Source organism: Pseudomonas frederiksbergensis, from assembly GCF_900105495.1.
Classification (GTDB): Bacteria; Pseudomonadota; Gammaproteobacteria; order Pseudomonadales; family Pseudomonadaceae; genus Aquipseudomonas; species Aquipseudomonas frederiksbergensis.
This window is the reverse complement of the sequence record NZ_FNTF01000002.1, coordinates 5,382,133-5,399,211: the sequence shown is the minus strand read 5'-3', so window position 1 is coordinate 5,399,211 and position 17,079 is coordinate 5,382,133. Positions and strand designations below refer to the sequence as shown.

Sequence of the window (17,079 nt, the reverse complement as noted above, 5' to 3'; positions counted from 1 at the left end):
CTCACAGACGCCCGGACATCAAGCCCCAGGCACCGGGCAACTCAAATCCCCCTCCTGACACTTCAGATAATTCTTGAAAGTCTCAACCCGCGCCTTGGTCAACTCAGTGATGCAATTGCTGTAGATCAGCGGATACACACTCCCGCCTTCGACCCCGGCGCTCGAGAACTTGCACTCGGCATCCCGAAACGCAATCCACGAACGCTGCGCCCCGATCAGCAGCTTTTTACTGTCGGGGTTACTCTTCAGTCGCTCATTGATCTGCTGGTAAAGCGCATTCAACTCCTTGTCCGCCGTCTTGTGTTGCTGTGCCGCACATTGATTCATCGTCGCTTGATCGGTGGCGTTGTCGCAGTCCATTGCATAAGCAGTGGCGGTGAACAGCAGAGGCGTCAGTGCCAGAAGAAAGCGTGGGTGCATGGGGATTCTCGCTGTGACTGGAAAGTTGGGAGGCAGTGTAGCGAAGCGGGCGGTCAACCAATAATGACGTCTGCCGCAAACTCTGTGGCCAGGGGGCTTGCCCCCGTTGGGGTGCGAAGCGCCCCCAAGCAGTTCCCTCTCCACATAAGTTATGGCCTGTTCGGGGATTCGTGTCTGTGTGCAGCCACCAGCAAAGCGTCAGCCGTGGCTTCGATATCCTCACGCCAATGCAACTTCTCCAACCAGCGTTCGGGAATGCCCTGCACTCCGTAATAAGCCCCGGCCAACTGACCAGCAATGGCGGCGGTGGTATCGGCGTCGTCGCCCAGGTTGGCGGCTTTCAGGATGGCGGCTTCAAAGTTGTCAGTCTGATGAAAACACCACAGGGCCGCTTCCAGTGAAGCAACGCAGTAACCGCTGCCATGGATTTCGTGTTCAGGTTTGCCGAAATATTCACCTCGGGCGATAGCGGCCACTTTGGGTTCCAGGCATGTCGTTTCTGACACGCTGAGCATTTCTGCCTTGGACGCGCCTTGCAACGCCCGGTGGATCAGCTCGGCGAACAACTGACAGCATTCAACCGCTTCCGGTGCGGCGTGGGTAGTTCGCGAACTGTTGGCGGAAAATGCCAGGGTCCGGTCGCGATCGGGAAAGTAATACAGCACCACCGGCACCAGACGCATCAGCGAGCCATTGCCGGCCGTGCCGGGATTGGTGGAGCCGGCGAACGGTTCGCCGGTTTGCTGATAACGCGTCAAGGCGTCGCGTACGGTCATGCCAATGTCGAAGCATTCGCCCGTCGAGCTCAAATAACCCCATTGCCACCAATTCACGTAACGCGCCATCTGGTCGGCCGCCTCGAAGCCGTTTTTGCTTAGCAGGCTTTCGGCCAGGCACAGCGCCATCGAGGTGTCATCGGTCCATTGCCCTGCTTTCAGATTGAAAGGGCCACCACCCACCATGTCGGTCAAGGGCTTGAACGAGCCGCGTGGCTGGAACTCGACGCTGGTGCCAACGGCATCACCGCAGGCCAGGCCCAGCAGGGCTCCGCGATAACGTTGCGTAAGTGAAAGCTGCATGAATCGTCCTGGTCTGAGTCAACGTCGCCCTGAACGTTAGCAGTTTCGGGCGCTGAGTTTCGTCTTCACGCCAGAACTTACACCTTGAAATGCAGCCGAATATTTCAGGTAGGGTTGATTGCGATACCCGATTGATACAACTTTAGGGTTGGTCTTGTGGTCTTACAGGCCTACTGTTCAGTACAGGAGGTGACTTATGAATCCAGCATCAGATCGCATCGAAAGGAAGATCCTGCTCAAAACGCCGCGCTCGCAGGTCTGGCGTGTGCTGGCCAATGCCGAAGCCTTCGGACAGTGGTTTGGCGTGGCGCTGGAGGGCAAGCGTTTTGTCGCCGGTGAGTGGACCCAGGGGCAGATTACGTACCCGGGTTATGAGCATTTGCTGTGGAACGTACTGGTGGAGCGGGTCGAGCCGGAACGGGTGTTTTCGTTTCGCTGGCATCCGTACGCGATCGAGCCCGATATCGATTACTCCCAGGAACCCACCACATTGGTGAAGTTCGAGCTCGAAGACCTGGATGAAGGCACGTTACTCAAAGTCACCGAGTCCGGTTTCGATCACATCCCTCAGACGCGCCGGCTCAAGGCGTTCCGCATGGACAGTCGCGGCTGGGATGAGCAGATGAGCAATATCGAAGAATTTCTCAAGGTCAATGCCAAGGAACGCGAGCGTCAGTCAGAGTGATGGCTGCATGTTCGAATGGTGGCTGAAACACCGGTCGTTTCTCGAGATGCACACGTTGTCGGCTGAATGTCCGCTGCAAGCCGCTAAATTCGCGGCTTCAACGCCTGAAACCTTACCCGTCTAAGGGTTTTCGGAAGGGTGGCTATAGCGAATGTCCTACACGCGATGGTTACTATGTCGTCTATTGCACATTGGATCCTAAGCGTAATCTGGCTTCATCAACCGAAGCACAGGAAGTGCTCGGGATCACGGATGATCGACCATAAGCAAGGAATCGCTGCCGACAGGGAGTCGTAATGGTCTTGGGAAACCCGCTTCGGCGGGTTTTTTTTCGCCTGCCGAAACCTGCACCCCTTAGGACCGGCAGCCAAGCCTTGGCTGCCGGCCGGGATGGATCAGCGTGCTGGCAACTGATCGAGTTTCGCCGCCGCGCGCTCGGTGATTTGCGAGCGCAGTTTCAACGACCCGGCGGCGCGTTCACGGGCTTCCTCTAGCACGCTGGCCGGGGCCGTCTCAGGGCTGCCCGAGGTAAACGGCGGTGCCGGGGCGTATTCGAGCTGCAACTGCACCAGCTCTGCCGTGTCCTTATCGAACAACTCCGCGGCCAGGGTCAGGGCAAAATCAATGCCCGCCGTGATCCCGCCACCGGTCAGAAGATTTCCGTCGCGCACCACCCGATCCTTCACCGGTATCGCCCCCAAAGGCGCCAACAATTCGTGATAGGCCCAGTGAGTGGTGGCGCGTTTGCCTTTCAACAGACCCGCTGCACCCAGCACCAGCGCGCCGGTACACACCGACGTGACGTAACGCGCGTTAGCGGCTTGCGTCTGGATGAAGGCCAGCGTCTGTTCATCCTCCATCAACGGCCCGACGCCAGCGCCGCCAGGAATGCAGATCACATCCAGCGGCGGGCAGTCGTCGAACGTGATGGTCGGTTTCAGCACCAGGCCCGTGCTTGCGGTGACGGGCATCAGGTCCTTCCAGATCAAATGCACCTTCACGTCCGGCAGCGAGGCCAGTACGTCGTAAGGGCCGGTGAGGTCCAGTTGCTGAACCTGTGGAAACAACAGAAAACCGATCTGCAACGTCATGGCATTTTTCTCATGAGGTGGGTGGACGACTTCACTTTAGGCTCGTAGGATTTGGCGCATACGCCAATAACCCCACGAATTACGCCAATCATGTCGAAAACCATTCACGTGCTCGCCTTTGCCAATGTGCAATTGCTCGACGTCACCGGGCCGTTGCAGGTGTTCGCTTCGGCCAACGATATTTCCCGCCAGCAAGGTTTTCCGCCACCTTATGCGCCGACGGTGATTGCCAGCGGCGGCGGGGCGGTGATGTCGTCGGCGGGGCTGGCGCTGTTGGCCGAGCCGTTGCCCGAAGAGGCCAGTGACACGTTGATCATTGCCGGTGGCTGGGGCGTTTACGACGCGGCGCGAGATGAACCGCTGGTGGCCTGGGTACGGGAACACGCGACGGGGTGTCGGCGAGTGTCGTCGGTGTGCACCGGGGCATTTTTGCTGGCGGCCAGCGGCTGGCTCGATGGCCGGCGGGTGGTCACTCATTGGAGCCGTTGCGAGCAGTTGGCGCAGCAGCATCCGCGGCTGCTGGTTGAGCCCAATCCGATTTTCATCAATGACGGCCCGGTCTGGACCTCGGCTGGGGTCACTGCCGGTATCGATCTGGCGCTGGCCATGGTCGAAGAGGATCTTGGCCGCACAATGGCCCTGGAAGTCGCCCGGCAACTGGTGGTGTTCCTGAAACGCCCCGGCGGCCAGTCGCAGTTCAGCGTGACGCTCTCTTTGCAAAAGGAAGGCAACCGTTTCGACGAACTTCATGCCTGGATCAGCGAAAACCTCACCAAGGATTTGGGCATCCCGTCCCTGGCCTTGCAGGCCGGCATGAGCGAACGCAGTTTTGTCCGCCATTACCGCGCCGACACCGGCCAGACGCCGGCCCGGGCCATCGAACTGATTCGGGTCGAGACCGCCCGGCGTTTGCTCAGCGATACCGGCGTGCCGATCAAACGGGTGGCGGTGCAATGCGGATTCGGCAGCGAAGAGACGCTTCGACGCAGTTTTCTGCGGGCCATGGGCGTGACCCCGCAGGCCTATCGCGAGCGTTTCAGCGTCAGCCTTCCAGTAGATCCAGTAATGCCTTGACCGTTGCCTCGGGCGCTTCTTCGGGAATGTGATGCCCGACGCCCGCCGGTGAGGTGGGCGATGTCTTCGCCTGTTTTTCCTAGGCTTCGATTTCCGCGACCTGATTGAAGTACTTCGACCGATCCGGCGTAAACGTCACCACCATGTTGGTCCGCGAACAGGTCAACGCCCGTTCTTCACTCAAATCGATATCCAGATCCTCCCCACGCAACCCTTGCCACTGGGCGAGGTACTTGAGGGATCCGTACTTTTCGAGCTTTTTCAGGCTGCGGCTGACGCCGCCTTTCCAGCCCAGCACCGGCAGTTCACCGGCAAGGCAGCGTTGGGCGAGTTCGGGGAAACGGGCGGCGCGTTGGCGGCCGATTTCCCAGCATTTGATCAGGCCTTTGTCATGGGCTTCCCACAATTCGTCGCGGTTCAGTCCGGACCTGAGAGGGGTGTCAATGCTGCGGTGGATGCGCTGGGTCATTCGGTTTCCTTGAATTCGGGTTTTGTTGGACAGCTCCGCTGTACCCGTTGGTGGTCGATGGTAGGGGGGATGTAACGGCTGGCAACAAAGGATTTTCTGGAAGTGAACGGGGGTGTTGTTTATGAAATGTCAGGCCTTGGCCTACACAAAACCTGTGGCGACACGGCCTCAAGGCTGCCAGAAACTCTTCTCCCCACTCAATTTCCGATCCAGGAAACACGCCGCACTGATCAGTGCCAAATGCGTCAGCGCTTGCGGCGTATTGCCCAGATGCCGCGCATGGCTGTCGAACTCTTCGGCGTACAACCCCAGCGGGTTCGCATACCTCAGCAATTGTTCAAATTCCAGATGCGCCTTTTCCACCCGTCCGGCGCGGGCCAGGCATTCGACGTACCAGAATGAGCACGCGGCGAAGGCGCCTTCTGTGCCGTCGAGGCCGTCGATCCGGGCGTGATCATTGCGATAGCGGTAAACCATGCCGTCGCGTACCAGATGCTTTTCGATGGCGTCGAGGGTCGCGAGCCAGCGCGGGTCTTTGGCGCTGACGAAGCGCACCAGTGGCATCAGCAGCATTGAGCCGTCGAGGGCGGTGCCGCCGATGTACTGGACGAAATGCCCGCGCTCTTCGTTCCAGAAGTTTCCCCAGATGTCCGCGTAGATCGCCTGTCGGGTCTGGTCCCAGCGCGCGAACGGGGCGGGCAGCGAGCGTTTTGAGGCGAGGCGAATGGCTCGGTCCAATGCGACCCAGCACATCAGCCGCGAGTGCAGAAAGTGATGCTGCTCGCCGCGCATTTCCCAGATGCCGACGTCCTTTTGCTCCCAGGTTTCGCAGACCTGATCAACCACTTCCACAGCGTGTTTCCAGCCTTCATGGGAGATGGCGTCGCCGTATTTGTTGACCAGGTACACCGCGTCCATCAGCTCGCCGAAGATATCGAGTTGGACCTGGTCGTAAGCCTGATTACCAACGCGCACCGGTGTTGCGCCGCCATGGCCGGAGAGGTGCGAGAGTTCGGTTTCCGGCAATTCCTGACGGCCGTCGATGGCGTAGAGGATGTTGAGTTTCATGGACTTGCCGTGGCAATCGCTGACCCGCCCGCGTAGCCAGCGCATGTAATCATTGGCTTCCTGAACGAAGCCCAGGCGCATGAACGCGTAGACGGTGAACGAGGCATCGCGGATCCATGTGTAGCGGTAATCCCAGTTGCGTTCGCCGCCAGGCGTTTCCGGCAGGCCGAAGGTTGCGGCGGCGAGGATTGCGCCGTGTTTGCGCGAGGTCAGCAGCTTCAGCGCCAGGGCCGAGCGATTGACCATTTCCCGCCAGCGGCCGCGGTAGTTGGACTGGCCGATCCAGTCGCGCCAGAACTTCAGGGTGCGTTCCAGGCAGATCGCGGCGACGCCTTCCTTGAACCGAGGGTCGTCGATACCGCCGAGCAGGAATTCGGCGCTCTGGTCCTGTTCGAGGGTGAATTCGGCGACAGCGGCATGGCCATCGATGCGTAAAACCTGATCCGAAGACAGGCGCAGGGACGGTTGATTGGCGGCCTCGAAGGTCACGTCTACTTCATCCATGCGGGCGCGGGTCTTGGCGCGAGCGTAGTCATGACGCACGGCGCAGCGCATGTGGAACGTTGCCTGGCCGCTGACCACAAGCACCCGGCGCATCAGCATCGGTGTGTCATCTTCGCTGTCGCCGATGGGCAGCAAGTCGGTGATCTCGACGACGGCGCGTTCGCTGAGCCAGCGGGTTTGCAGCACATTGGTGTCGGGCAGGTAAATCTGTTCGCGGCGAGCGTCGGGTAAGTCCGGGAACAGCTGGAATATCCCGGCCTCGGGGGTATCCAGCAGTGAACAGAAGATCGACGGGCTGTCGAATTCCGGCCAGCAGAAAAAGTCCACGCTGCCCTTGTCGTTGACCAGTGCCGCGCTGCGCATGTCGCCGATGATGCCATGGGCATCGATTGCGCTTTGTCGTTCGGGATGATGATCAGCCATTGCCGCGAAACTCCGGGAGCCTTGTGTCGAGGGCATAACTAGCTGACCGGCGGGCGGTGATGAGAGTTCACGCCGAACCCTGAACGTTTCGTCACCTGACACCCGATCGTTCCCACGCAGAGCGTGGGAACGATCAGGTCACGGGGTAGCGGATTCACATTCAACCAACAATTGCCTGCTTTCCCCTCGATCAAGCTTATGGCAACTTGCAGGCCCTTGTTGAGACCTGCACCTATGGCAAACCCTTACCGCGAGCTGTTCAAAGCCCCAGGCAGCTGCGCCTTTGTGCTGGCCGGGATGATCGCGCGGATGCCGATTTCCATGACCGGCATCGGCCTGATCACCATGCTCTCGCAGTTGCAGGGCGGGTATGGATTGGCCGGCGCCGTGGCGGCGACGTTTGCCTTGGCCACGGCGTTTTGTGCGCCGCTGGTTTCGCGGCTGGTTGACCGTTTCGGCCAGCGTCGGATCTTGCCCGTCTCGGCGCTGATCGGTGGCGGGGCGTTGTTGCTGGTGTTGCTTTGCACGCGCTTGCAGGCGCCGAACTGGACGTTGTTTGTGTTCGCAGCGCTGGCCGGTTGCATGCCGAGCATGTCGGCGATGGTGCGGGCGCGCTGGACCGAGGTGTATCGCGGCCAGCCTGAACTGCAGACCGCTTATGCGCTGGAGTCGGTGCTGGATGAGGTCTGTTTTATCGTCGGGCCGCCACTGTCGGTGGGGCTGTGCGTGGTGGCGTTCCCCGAGGCCGGGCCGTTGGCGGCGTTGCTGATGCTGGCGATCGGCGTGACGGCGTTTGTGCTGCAACGTGACACCGAGCCGGCGATTCATCCCCATGAAGACCATCATCAGGGCTCGATCATTCGTTCCAGCGAGATTCAGTTGCTGATGCTGTTGATGGTCGCCATGGGCATCATCGTCGGTGTGGTGGACGTGGTCAGCGTGGCGTTCGCCCAACAGCAGGGCCAGCCGGCGGCGGCGAGCATTGTGTTGTCGGTGTATGCCATCGGCTCTTGCCTGGCGGGGCTGGCATTTGGGGCGTTGCGCTCGAAACTGCCGCTGCCGCAACTGTTCCTGTACGGCGGGGTGGCGACGGCGGTGACCACGCTGCCGTTGCTGCTGGCGACGAACATTCTCGGGCTGTCGCTGGCGGTGTTTGTCTCCGGGATGTTCTTTGCGCCGACGCTGATTGTGGCGATGGCATTGGTGGAGCGCATCGTGCCACCGGCCAAACTCACTGAAGGCCTGACCTGGCTGGTGACCGGGTTGAGCATTGGCGTGGCGATCGGCGCGGCCAGTTCCGGCTGGCTGGTGGATGCATTCGGCGCGCGCAGCGGATTCTGGGTGGCGATTGCGGCTGGCGTGGTGGTGCTCGGTTCCGCAATCCAGAGCTTCCGCCACTTGAAATAAAGAACCCCTGTAGGAGTGAGCCTGCTCGCGATAGCGGTGTGTCAGTCAACTTGATGGTGACTGACACACCGCTATCGCGAGCAGGCTCACTCCTACAGGGGGATGTGTACGACTAATTCCCTTCTGTGTTCATCCGTTCATCTATACAGACAACTTTTCGAGGTGCGCCCGGTGACCCAGCTGACATTGCTCTGCCTGCCCTATTCGGGCGCGAGTGCCATGGTCTACAGCCGCTGGCGGCGCAAACTGCCGGAGTGGCTCACGCTGCAACCCGTGGAACTCCCAGGACGTGGCGCCCGGTTTGGCGAACCCTTGCACACCGACATGCGACGCCTGGCGCTGCAACTCGCGCAGGAACAAAAAGCCACGCTCAAGACGCCCTACGCGCTGTTCGGGCATAGTCTTGGCGCGTTGCTCGCCTGTGAGATGGCCCATGCGTTTCGCTCGCTGGGCTGCCCGGAACCGGTGGCGCTGTTTGCGTCCGGTACGGCTGCACCGACGATGCGGGCCGATTATGACCGGGGTTTCGCCGAGCCCAAAACCGATGCCGAATTGATCGAGCAACTGCGCACCCTCAACGGCACCAGCGAAGAGGTACTGGCCAACGAAGAGCTGATGAGCCTGACGCTGCCAGTGCTGCGCGCGGACTTTCTTTTGTGCGGCCGTTTCGAACCGCAACCGCGCCCGGCGCTCAAGTGCCCGATCCATGTACTCGGCGGCAAGGCTGATCGCGCCACCACTGAACAGTTGATCGGCTGGAGCGAGGAAACCCGCGGCAGTTTCTCGGTGGACATGCTGGCGGGCGGACACTTCTTTATCCATGAGCACCAGGCCAAGGTGTTGCGGCTGATCAAGGATCAGCTGGAAGTTCACCATCGGCGGCACGCGATGGCCGCCAGCGCCTGACAGAGCGAGTCTGTTCGCTCCCACAGGAACCACGTTTAAACAACTGGCGTATCCAAAAAAAATGCCCGTATCTCGCGATACGGGCATTTTTCATTTCAGCTCCGCCACTCAGAAATCATACTTTGCGGTGATCTGCATGTTACGCGGCTCGCCGTAGAACGTGGTGCCGAAGTTGCCCAGGCCCGTCAGGTACCTCTTGTCGAAGATGTTATAGGCATTGACGGTGAAGCTCAGGTGATCGTCGTACTGGTAACGGGTCATCAGGTCCACGAGGGTGTAGCCACCTTGCTTGAGCATGGTGCTGCCGCCCTCGCCACCGCCCACGTTCGGGCTGTAGCTCTGGCCGTAAAACGCGCTCTGCCAGCTGACCCCGCCACCGACGGTGAACTGGTCCAGCGCGCCGGGCAGACGGTAAGTGGTGAATGTACGAATCACGTGTTCCGGTTTACTGGTGGCCAGCGGGAAACCGAAGATGCGCTGTTCGTCCTTGTCACGGGTGCGGGCGTAGGTGTAGCCGGCAGACACGTTCCAGTCCTGCGCCAGTTCGCCGGCCAGTTCCAGTTCTACACCATTGGTGGTGGCGCCGTCGGTGGCTTTGAAAATGCCATCGCCGGTATTCAAATCAGTGCCGACCGATTGAGCGACGTTGTCCTGCTCGATGCGGAAAAATGCCAGGCTGGCGTTCAGTTTGCCGTCGAAGTAAGCCGCTTTCAGGCCGGTTTCGTAGCTGTCGCCTTCGACCGGTGCCAGGGTCGAACCGTTGATGTCCTTGTTGATCTGAGGTTGGTAGATCTTGGTGTAGCTGCCGTAGACCGAGTAGGTATCGTTCAGGTCATAGACCACACCGGCGTAAGGCGTGACAACCCCGTGTTCCTTGTAGCTGGCGTGAGTGTCGGTGAGGGTGCCGCCCGGATAGTAGGAGTAATCCTCGTTGTACTTGAAGGTGCTCAGACGGCTGCCGAGGATGAACGACAGGTCGTCGGTCGGACGCAGGCGCGTGGCCAGGTAAAGACCGTTCTGGCTCTGGGTGCGTTCGTACTTGCCGTTTTTCGGGAAGTCCTGTTTCGGCAGGCTGCCGTTCCAGTCATAGATGCTGCCCGGCACCAGTTCGAAGGCGCTGGTGTCGTACGTCGAGCCGGTCTGGCGCGAGTGCGATGCCATGAAGCCGGCTACCAGTTCATGCTCGCGACCGCCCAGGGAGAACGGACCGGAGACGCTTACGTCTGCGCTGTTCTGCACGCGATGACCTTCCCAGCGACCCCAGTAAAGGAAATTGCCTTCGCCCGTGGCGCGGTCCGCGTAACCACCGCTGGCCGAGGCCAGTTGGGTATCGTGATCGGTGGTTTTCTGGTCGAAGCTGGCCTTGAATTTCCAGTCATTGGCCAGCGCTTGCTCCAGCGACGAGAAGTAGGTGACGCTGTCGAAATCACGACGGCTCCAATCGGCACCTGGGTTGAAACTGCGAGAGAAGTCGGTACGGCCGCCGTCGGTGAAGTACGGCGAGTTACCGGTCCAGGAGCTGCCGCGCGGGGTGGCACTGGACTTGTCGACGCCCAGGGTCAGCAGGGTATCGTCGGTCAGGTCGGCTTCGAGCACACCATAAAACAGGTCTTTCTTCTGGCTGTAGTGGTCGATGTACGAATCTTTGTCCTGAAGGGCACCGACGAAGCGACCGCGCACGCTGCCGGAATTGTTCAGTGAACCGGAGATGTCGCCTTCGGTGCGGTAGTTGTCCCAGTAACCGGCGGTGGCGCTGACCGAAGCCTTGAACTCCTTGGTCGGCTTCTTGCGGATCAGGTTGACCGTGGCGGACGGGTCGCCAGCGCCAGTCATCAGGCCGGTGGCGCCTTTGATGACTTCGATGTGGTCGAGGCTGGCTGCGTCGTCGCTGTTGTTGGGGTTTTCACCGTACACGCCGTCGTAGGGGATGTTGACGCCATCGTACTGGAAGTTGGTGATGGCAAAGCCACGGGCGGAAAACTCGGTACGGTCACTGTCGTACTTCTGCGACGTGACGCCGGGGGTATTGCGCAACGCATCGCCAACGCTTTGTACGCCGCGATCATCCATCTGCTGACGGGTGATTACGGTGACTGATTGCGGGGTTTCGCGAATGGTCAGCGGCAACTTGGTCGCGGTGGTGGTGGCGCCGGTGGTGTAGGAACCGGTGTCTTCAGTGGTCAGGCCCAGGGCCTGGCCGGAAATGGTGGTCGCACCCAGTTGCAGGCTCGCGCCGCCGGTTACCAGCGTGACGGTATTGCCGCTGATCTGGAACGAAATGCCAGTGCCTTTGAGCAGGGTGACGAGGGCGTCGGAGGGTTCCAGTGAACCGGACACTGCGCGAGACTTGATCCCTGCAACCTGGTCCGGGCTGTAGAGGATTTGCAGAGGGGTCTGCATGCCCAGCTCGGTCAGCGCGCTGGAAAGCGATTGACCTGCAATGTTCACTTTTACAGGTGCGGCATTGGCCATCGAGCTCCCCAGCAAGGTGGCGGCCAGCATTACGCTTGTGAGCAGGGTGCGATGCAATGTCGGGCGCTGTACGGCCAACGCGAGTGGTGTGCGGCGTATTTGAGGTCGCATTACTTACCTGAGCTCCTGAAAAGTGTTGTGCAGAGTTTTGTTAATAAGAATGATTATTAGACGCGGCACGACCACAAAACCGGAAAGAAACCCGTTAAATAAATGTCGAAATGATGGAATGACCGGGTGTATACGACCCTGTGGTTAGGGAGCGGTGCAGGGGCAGCTCCTACAGGTGAAGCAACGTGCAGCCGCTCGTTCTTGACTATTTTTCAGGCAACGCGAAGCAATACTTTAAATCTATATGAGAATTACTATAAATTACGCACCTCAAGCTGCCACTATCGTGCCACTGCCTATCTCGGCGGTCGCCGATCTGGCTCAAGGATAGAAACCGCACCCTTGCGGCCGGGAGTCATGTTGGAAAACTACTATCGCGAGCTGGTGTGTTTTTTGAACGCCAAGCTGGGCAACCGTCAGGTCGCCGAAGATGTGGTGCATGACGCTTATCTGCGAGTTCTGGAGCGGTCCAGCGCCACGCTGATCGAGCAGCCTCGGGCGTTTCTGTACCGCACCGCGCTCAACCTGGTGATCGACGACCATCGGCGTAATGCCCTGCGTCAGGTCGAACCCCTGGAAGTGCTCGACAACGAAGAGCGCCACTTCACCCCATCCCCTCATCACAGCCTCGATCACGACCAACGCCTGGAGATGGTCCAGCGTGCATTGGCGGAATTGCCACGGTTGTGCCGCGAGAGTTTCCTGCTGCGCAAGATCGAAGGCCTTTCGCATCCGGAGATCGCCGAACACCTGGGCATTTCCCGGGCCCTGGTGGAGAAACACATCGTCAATGCGATGAAGCATTGCCGGGTGCGGATGCTGCAATGGGATGCCCATTGATCCGGCCCCATGTTCGCCGGTTTGGCTGACAGTAATGCTCCTACAGAAAATCGTAAGTTTTGGCTTTTCGGAAAAGTCCTACAGAAACATCGACAAGTCTTCCGTAGCCTTGCGGCCTCACGAATTCGATACCCTCCTGGGGGCCCGCATTGTCGAACAAAGCCTTACGTATCCTGATCGCCGACGAGTTGCATTTTCATCGCATGAAGGTCGAGCGACTGTTCAATCAACTCGACTACTACCGGATAGCACCGGTGCACAGTCTTGAAGAGCTGTTGACCCTGGTCGAATACAGTGGCGAGCCATTTGATCTGGTGGTCATCAATGCCTCGCTGGCGAGCGGGGCATTGAACCTGTTCGATTTCTTTCTTGATAACCAACAGGTTCATCACGCCTTGATCTATGACGGTCAGCAGGCGCAACTGCCGGCCATTCACGCTTGCGCTCATCAGAAGGTGGCGGTGAGCCACACACTACTGCCTGACCTGGCGTCCATTTCGCGGTTGATGGCAATCATCGATCCTCGGCTACCGTTCGTCGGTACTGTCATTTCTGTCAGGTAGTTGCGCCTGGTTTTCCATGCAAAAGTCTTTGCGTCGCCGGTGCGTTCAACCGGGTCGGGCGTATGGGCATTGATTATTCAATTGTCGTTTTTGTTGCTCAGGAGTTGCCATGAAGTCAGCGCTGATTGTGGACGATCATCCGGTGGTTCGCGCCGCAGTCAAAATCGTACTGATGCAGGAGGGTTTCAAGCGGATATACGAAGCGGCGTGTGGTAATGAGGTCTTGCCGAAGATCCGCGAACTCAAGCCCGATCTGGTGATCCTGGATCTGGTGATGCCCTCGCTCGACGGGCTGGATGTACTGACGCGGATCAAGGCCAGCGGGGTGCCCAGTCGAGTACTGGTCTTCACGTCCCAGGAACCCATTTTTTTTCAGGATCGTTGCATGCACGCCGGCGCCGTGGCTTATGTCGCCAAGACCAACGATTTGCAGCATTTGCACAAGGCCGTGCATGCCGTGATGGCTGGTTACACCTATTTCGCCCAGTTGCCCTTGGCGTCGGTGGCGCTGAACTCGATACAACTGAGTGAAAAACAGATGATCGATACGCTTTCCGACCGGGAACTGACGATTCTTCAGTATCTGTGCCGGGGCTTCAGCAACAAGGCGATCGCTGAATGTACGCACTTGAGCCACAAGACCGTCAGCACCTACAAGACCCGTCTGGTTGGAAAACTCAATGTGGAATCGGCGGTGCACCTGAGGGATTTTGCCAAGCGTAATCATCTGATCTGAGTGAGTTCGATCATGCGCGATTGTTTGTGGGCCCTGTTGCTGTTCTGTGGACTGGGTGCATCGGTGACGGCAGCCGATGAGCCAAAGCTTTTGCACGTGCTGGGACATTCCGCGGTGGAGGATTATCAGGTCCGGCTGGATGAAAAAGACTGGCAGTGGTTGCGCGGCAAACGAGTCTTGCGCCTTGGAGTATCGGGGCCGGACTACCCGCCGTTCGAGATCACGCGAAACGTTGATGAGCTGGAAGGCATCACCGCAGACTATGCCGCCCTGTTGGGGCAGTTGCTGCACGTCAAGATCGACGTGCTTCGTTATCGCACGCGCGAGGCAGCCATGGAGGCGCTCAAGCGCGATGACCTGGACCTGCTCGGCACGTCCAACAACTTTGAGGCGGCTGACCCCGAGCTGACCCGATCCGATGCCTATGCCGAAGATCAGCCGATGCTGGTGACCCGCCTGGACGACGGAATGCCCGTCGACCTTGCGGGCAAGCGCATTGCCATGGTCGATGACTATCTGCAAGCACAGACTGTCGAAGCCTTTTATCCCGAAGCGAGCTTGCAACGCTACCCCTCGGCACTCGACGCGATCGGGGCGGTGGCGTTCGGGCAGGACGATGTGTACCTCGGCGACTTCATCAGTGCCAATTACCTGATCAATAACAACTACCTCAGCAACGTTCGCCTGGTGGGGCCCTCCGGCCTGGACGCCAATCCGTTCGGCTTCGCCTTCAGCCGCGGTAATCCACGTCTGAAGAGTATTGTCGACAAAGCTCTGGCGGCGATTCCCATGGATCAGCGCATGGCCATCGAGCAGCGCTGGAGCGCCGGCAGAGCCAACATGGCGGGTCAAGAGCGAGTCCGTTTGAGCGCCAGCGAGCAACGTTGGCTGGGTCGACATCCGACCGTGCAAGTGGGGGTTATCGAGGACTTCGCACCGCTGACTTTTTACGATGCACAGGGACAACTCAGCGGGTTGACTGCGCAATTGCTGTCGCTGATCAGCCAGCGCAGCGGCTTGACCTTCGAGGTGCAGCGGGGTAACTCCCTCGATCAGCAGATCCAGCAACTCAAGGATGGCAAGATCGACGTGTTACCGGTGGTCACGCCCGGTATCGAACGCGAAGCCGAACTGCGTTTCACTCGGTCGTACCTGAACAATCCGTTTGTACTGGTCAGTGCGACCAACCCGGGAAGCCCCAGGACCCTGGACGATATGGCCGGTAAACGCCTGGCGATTTATCGCGGTCATCCGTTGCTCGAGTTCATCCGCGCTCAGGCGCCCACTGCACGTCTGGTCGAAGTGGCGAGTCCGGCGCAGGGGATGGAGTGGGTAATCAAGGGCCAGGCCGACGGGGTCGTCAGCTCATTGATCGTGGCTCGGTATCTGGTCACCCGGCAATACCGCGAGCGTCTGCGGATCAGCAGCACCTTGGGTGATGAACCGGCGCGTATCGCTCTGGCCACCAGCCGTGGTGCGCTGGAGTTGCACTCGATTCTGAACAAGGCACTGCTGAGCATTTCGCCCCGGGAGATGGATGAGTTGTTAGCCCGCTGGAGCAATGACGTGGTGGTCGATGACAGCTACTGGCTGCGCCATCGCCAACGCATTCTCCAGGCGTTTGCCGCGGCAGGCGCTTTGCTGTTGCTCGCCTTGGCCTGGATTGCCTGGCAGCGTCGGCAGATCACTCAACGCCAACAACTGCTCGGGCAATTGCAGGAGGCCAAGAACGCCGCCGACGACGCCAACCGCGCCAAAACCACTTTTCTGGCGACCATGAGTCATGAAATCCGCACACCGATGAATGCCCTGATCGGCATGCTCGAACTGGCGCTTAAGCGAGCGGAAGAGGGCTTCACTGATCGCTCCGCCATCGAAGTGGCGTCCACTGCCGCGCAGCAATTGCTGGCGTTGATCGGCGACATCCTGGACATCGCCCGCATCGAGTCCGGGCATTTGTCGCTGACCCCTGAGCGGGCCAATCTGCGCACGCTGGTGGCGTCGGTGTGCCGGGTGTTCGAAGGCCTGGCACGGCAGAAGAACTTGCAGTGGCGGGTCGAATTGGCCGAGCACAGCGATCGCGACGTGTTGGTCGACCCCACGCGCTTCAAGCAGGTGCTGTCCAATCTGCTGAGCAACGCGATCAAGTTCACCCGTGAAGGTGGGGTGAGTCTGACACTGCGAGTGGAGCCCGGGATCTCGGGGCATCTGGCCGTCAGTGTGCGTATCGAGGACAGCGGCATCGGGGTCAGTGCAGTCGATCAGCAACGACTGTTCAGCCCGTTCGTGCAGGCCGGCAACAGCCAGCAATCAGGCCACAACGGCTCCGGTCTGGGACTGGTGATCAGCCGCACGCTGTGCGAAATGATGGGCGGTCGATTGCAGCTCGACAGCGTCCTCGGAGTAGGGACGCGGGTCGACATCAGTGTTGATCTGATTGCGTTGCAACCGTTGGCCGGCGGCGCGTGTGCCGAAAGCGGATTGCAGGTGGCCACTCGGCTGCTGACGATTCTGGTGGTCGACGATTACCCGGCCAATCGATTGCTGCTGTCGCGGCAGTTGAGCTACCTGGGGCATCAGGTGCTGGAGGCTGATGATGGCGAGCAGGGTCTTGTGAAGTGGCGCGAGCATGAGCTCGATTTGGTCATCACCGATTGCAACATGCCGGTGGTCAATGGCTATGAATTGGCCGGTGCGATACGCGATGAAGAGCGCGCTAATGGCTTGCCCCCCACGCTGATTCTGGGGTTTAGCGCCAATGCGCAGCCGGAGGAAAAGATCCGTTGCCTTGAAGCGGGCATGGACGATTGTCTGTTCAAACCGATCCGGCTGGCAGACTTGAGTGCCTGGCTGGCGTCCCGATTTGTCAGTGAACCGCTGGCGCCGGTTGAAGAGAAAGCAACATTCCCAATCGACTTGAGCGGCCTGGAGCTCTACGTCGGCGAAGACCGCACGCTGATCGATCAACTGTTGCGCGAACTGGCCGAGACCAATCGCTACGATCGCGATGATCTGCTTGCCGCGCACGTCATTGGCAATCGACACCGGCTGCAAGACCTGGCGCACCGCATCAAAGGGGGCGCGCGGATGGTTCGTGCAAAACGTCTGATCGAGTGCTGCGAACAGCTGGAACGTGCCTGCGCCGAAGGGCGCGCGGCGTTGATCGACGAGGCCGTCGATCAATTGCAACACGCCATGGCACGCCTGGATCAGAGCCTCACGCAAGACTGA

At 59.6% G+C, this 17,079-nt stretch carries 14 protein-coding genes; 8 read left to right on the top strand and 6 right to left on the bottom strand.

Features of this window, described 5'->3' with window-relative positions:
- Window positions 1-18: 18 nt before the first annotated feature.
- Both BLW70_RS25335 and BLW70_RS25330 read right to left on the bottom strand, forming a co-directional pair.
- Window positions 19-420, bottom strand: coding sequence for a lysozyme inhibitor LprI family protein (locus tag BLW70_RS25335; protein WP_074878662.1), 402 nt, complete (start codon window positions 418-420; stop codon window positions 19-21).
- Between the two features lie 149 nt (window positions 421-569).
- Window positions 570-1,499 carry an ADP-ribosylglycohydrolase family protein gene (locus BLW70_RS25330; RefSeq protein WP_074878661.1) on the bottom strand — a complete coding sequence of 310 codons (930 nt, stop codon included), beginning with the start codon at window positions 1,497-1,499 and terminating at the stop codon, window positions 570-572.
- A gap of 196 nt (window positions 1,500-1,695) precedes the next feature.
- Between BLW70_RS25330 and BLW70_RS25325 the strand changes: the two genes are divergently transcribed.
- Window positions 1,696-2,184, top strand: coding sequence for an SRPBCC family protein (locus BLW70_RS25325; RefSeq protein WP_074878658.1), 489 nt, complete (start codon window positions 1,696-1,698; stop codon window positions 2,182-2,184).
- A 395-nt stretch (window positions 2,185-2,579) separates the two neighbouring features.
- Here the strand turns inward: BLW70_RS25325 and inhA are convergent, their stop codons facing one another.
- A complete protein-coding gene (gene inhA / locus BLW70_RS25320) occupies window positions 2,580-3,275 on the bottom strand; it encodes an isonitrile hydratase (protein ID WP_074878656.1) in 696 nt (231 codons plus the stop codon).
- Window positions 3,276-3,365: 90 nt separating this feature from the next.
- Here inhA and BLW70_RS25315 point away from each other — a divergent pair, with 90 nt between their 5' ends.
- Entirely contained in the window at window positions 3,366-4,349 is a 984-nt protein-coding gene (locus tag BLW70_RS25315; RefSeq protein WP_074878654.1) for a GlxA family transcriptional regulator, read from the top strand.
- Between the two features lie 79 nt (window positions 4,350-4,428).
- Here the strand turns inward: BLW70_RS25315 and BLW70_RS25310 are convergent, their stop codons facing one another.
- The gene (locus BLW70_RS25310; protein WP_074878653.1) at window positions 4,429-4,818 is read right to left on the bottom strand and encodes a hypothetical protein; all 390 of its coding nucleotides are present in this window, start codon (window positions 4,816-4,818) and stop codon (window positions 4,429-4,431) included.
- Window positions 4,819-4,986: 168 nt separating this feature from the next.
- Window positions 4,987-6,813, bottom strand: coding sequence for a glycoside hydrolase family 15 protein (locus BLW70_RS25305; protein ID WP_074878651.1), 1,827 nt, complete (start codon window positions 6,811-6,813; stop codon window positions 4,987-4,989).
- A 234-nt stretch (window positions 6,814-7,047) separates the two neighbouring features.
- Here BLW70_RS25305 and BLW70_RS25300 point away from each other — a divergent pair, with 234 nt between their 5' ends.
- Together BLW70_RS25300 and BLW70_RS25295 are read left to right on the top strand one after the other, a co-directional pair.
- Window positions 7,048-8,220: an MFS transporter gene (locus BLW70_RS25300; protein ID WP_074878648.1), complete on the top strand. Its 1,173-nt coding sequence runs from the start codon at window positions 7,048-7,050 to the stop codon at window positions 8,218-8,220.
- Between the two features lie 171 nt (window positions 8,221-8,391).
- Window positions 8,392-9,126 (top strand): thioesterase II family protein, encoded by a 735-nt coding sequence (locus BLW70_RS25295; RefSeq protein WP_074878646.1) that lies wholly within the window; start codon window positions 8,392-8,394, stop codon window positions 9,124-9,126.
- Window positions 9,127-9,234: 108 nt separating this feature from the next.
- Here the strand turns inward: BLW70_RS25295 and BLW70_RS25290 are convergent, their stop codons facing one another.
- Complete coding sequence (locus BLW70_RS25290; protein WP_074878643.1) at window positions 9,235-11,709, bottom strand: TonB-dependent siderophore receptor; 2,475 nt, start codon at window positions 11,707-11,709, stop codon at window positions 9,235-9,237.
- Between the two features lie 357 nt (window positions 11,710-12,066).
- On the opposite strand from BLW70_RS25290, the gene BLW70_RS25285 reads away from it, so the two are divergent.
- The 4 genes from BLW70_RS25285 to BLW70_RS25270 all read left to right on the top strand — a co-directional run bounded on the left by BLW70_RS25285 (window position 12,067) and on the right by BLW70_RS25270 (window position 17,079).
- Window positions 12,067-12,549: a sigma-70 family RNA polymerase sigma factor gene (locus BLW70_RS25285; RefSeq protein WP_074878641.1), complete on the top strand. Its 483-nt coding sequence runs from the start codon at window positions 12,067-12,069 to the stop codon at window positions 12,547-12,549.
- A 149-nt stretch (window positions 12,550-12,698) separates the two neighbouring features.
- On the top strand, window positions 12,699-13,112 hold the full coding sequence (locus tag BLW70_RS25280; protein WP_074878638.1) for a chemotaxis protein CheY: 414 nt from the start codon (window positions 12,699-12,701) through the stop codon (window positions 13,110-13,112).
- Between the two features lie 109 nt (window positions 13,113-13,221).
- Window positions 13,222-13,848 carry a response regulator transcription factor gene (locus BLW70_RS25275; protein WP_074878636.1) on the top strand — a complete coding sequence of 209 codons (627 nt, stop codon included), beginning with the start codon at window positions 13,222-13,224 and terminating at the stop codon, window positions 13,846-13,848.
- Between the two features lie 12 nt (window positions 13,849-13,860).
- Window positions 13,861-17,079, top strand: a complete 3,219-nt coding sequence (locus BLW70_RS25270) for a transporter substrate-binding domain-containing protein (protein WP_074878634.1) — start codon at window positions 13,861-13,863, stop codon at window positions 17,077-17,079.

Excerpts from the sequence above, each read along its gene's own strand:
- BLW70_RS25335 (WP_074878662.1), bottom strand. The coding sequence starts at position 420 with ATGCACCCACGCTTTCTTCTGGCACTGACGCCTCTGCTGTTCACCGCC.
- BLW70_RS25330 (WP_074878661.1), bottom strand. The coding sequence starts at position 1,499 with ATGCAGCTTTCACTTACGCAACGTTATCGCGGAGCCCTGCTGGGCCTG.
- BLW70_RS25325 (WP_074878658.1), top strand. The coding sequence starts at position 1,696 with ATGAATCCAGCATCAGATCGCATCGAAAGGAAGATCCTGCTCAAAACG.
- inhA (WP_074878656.1), bottom strand. The coding sequence starts at position 3,275 with ATGACGTTGCAGATCGGTTTTCTGTTGTTTCCACAGGTTCAGCAACTG.
- BLW70_RS25315 (WP_074878654.1), top strand. The coding sequence starts at position 3,366 with ATGTCGAAAACCATTCACGTGCTCGCCTTTGCCAATGTGCAATTGCTC.
- BLW70_RS25310 (WP_074878653.1), bottom strand. The coding sequence starts at position 4,818 with ATGACCCAGCGCATCCACCGCAGCATTGACACCCCTCTCAGGTCCGGA.
- BLW70_RS25305 (WP_074878651.1), bottom strand. The coding sequence starts at position 6,813 with ATGGCTGATCATCATCCCGAACGACAAAGCGCAATCGATGCCCATGGC.
- BLW70_RS25300 (WP_074878648.1), top strand. The coding sequence starts at position 7,048 with ATGGCAAACCCTTACCGCGAGCTGTTCAAAGCCCCAGGCAGCTGCGCC.
- BLW70_RS25290 (WP_074878643.1), bottom strand. The coding sequence starts at position 11,709 with ATGCGACCTCAAATACGCCGCACACCACTCGCGTTGGCCGTACAGCGC.
- BLW70_RS25285 (WP_074878641.1), top strand. The coding sequence starts at position 12,067 with ATGTTGGAAAACTACTATCGCGAGCTGGTGTGTTTTTTGAACGCCAAG.
- BLW70_RS25275 (WP_074878636.1), top strand. The coding sequence starts at position 13,222 with ATGAAGTCAGCGCTGATTGTGGACGATCATCCGGTGGTTCGCGCCGCA.
- BLW70_RS25270 (WP_074878634.1), top strand. The coding sequence starts at position 13,861 with ATGCGCGATTGTTTGTGGGCCCTGTTGCTGTTCTGTGGACTGGGTGCA.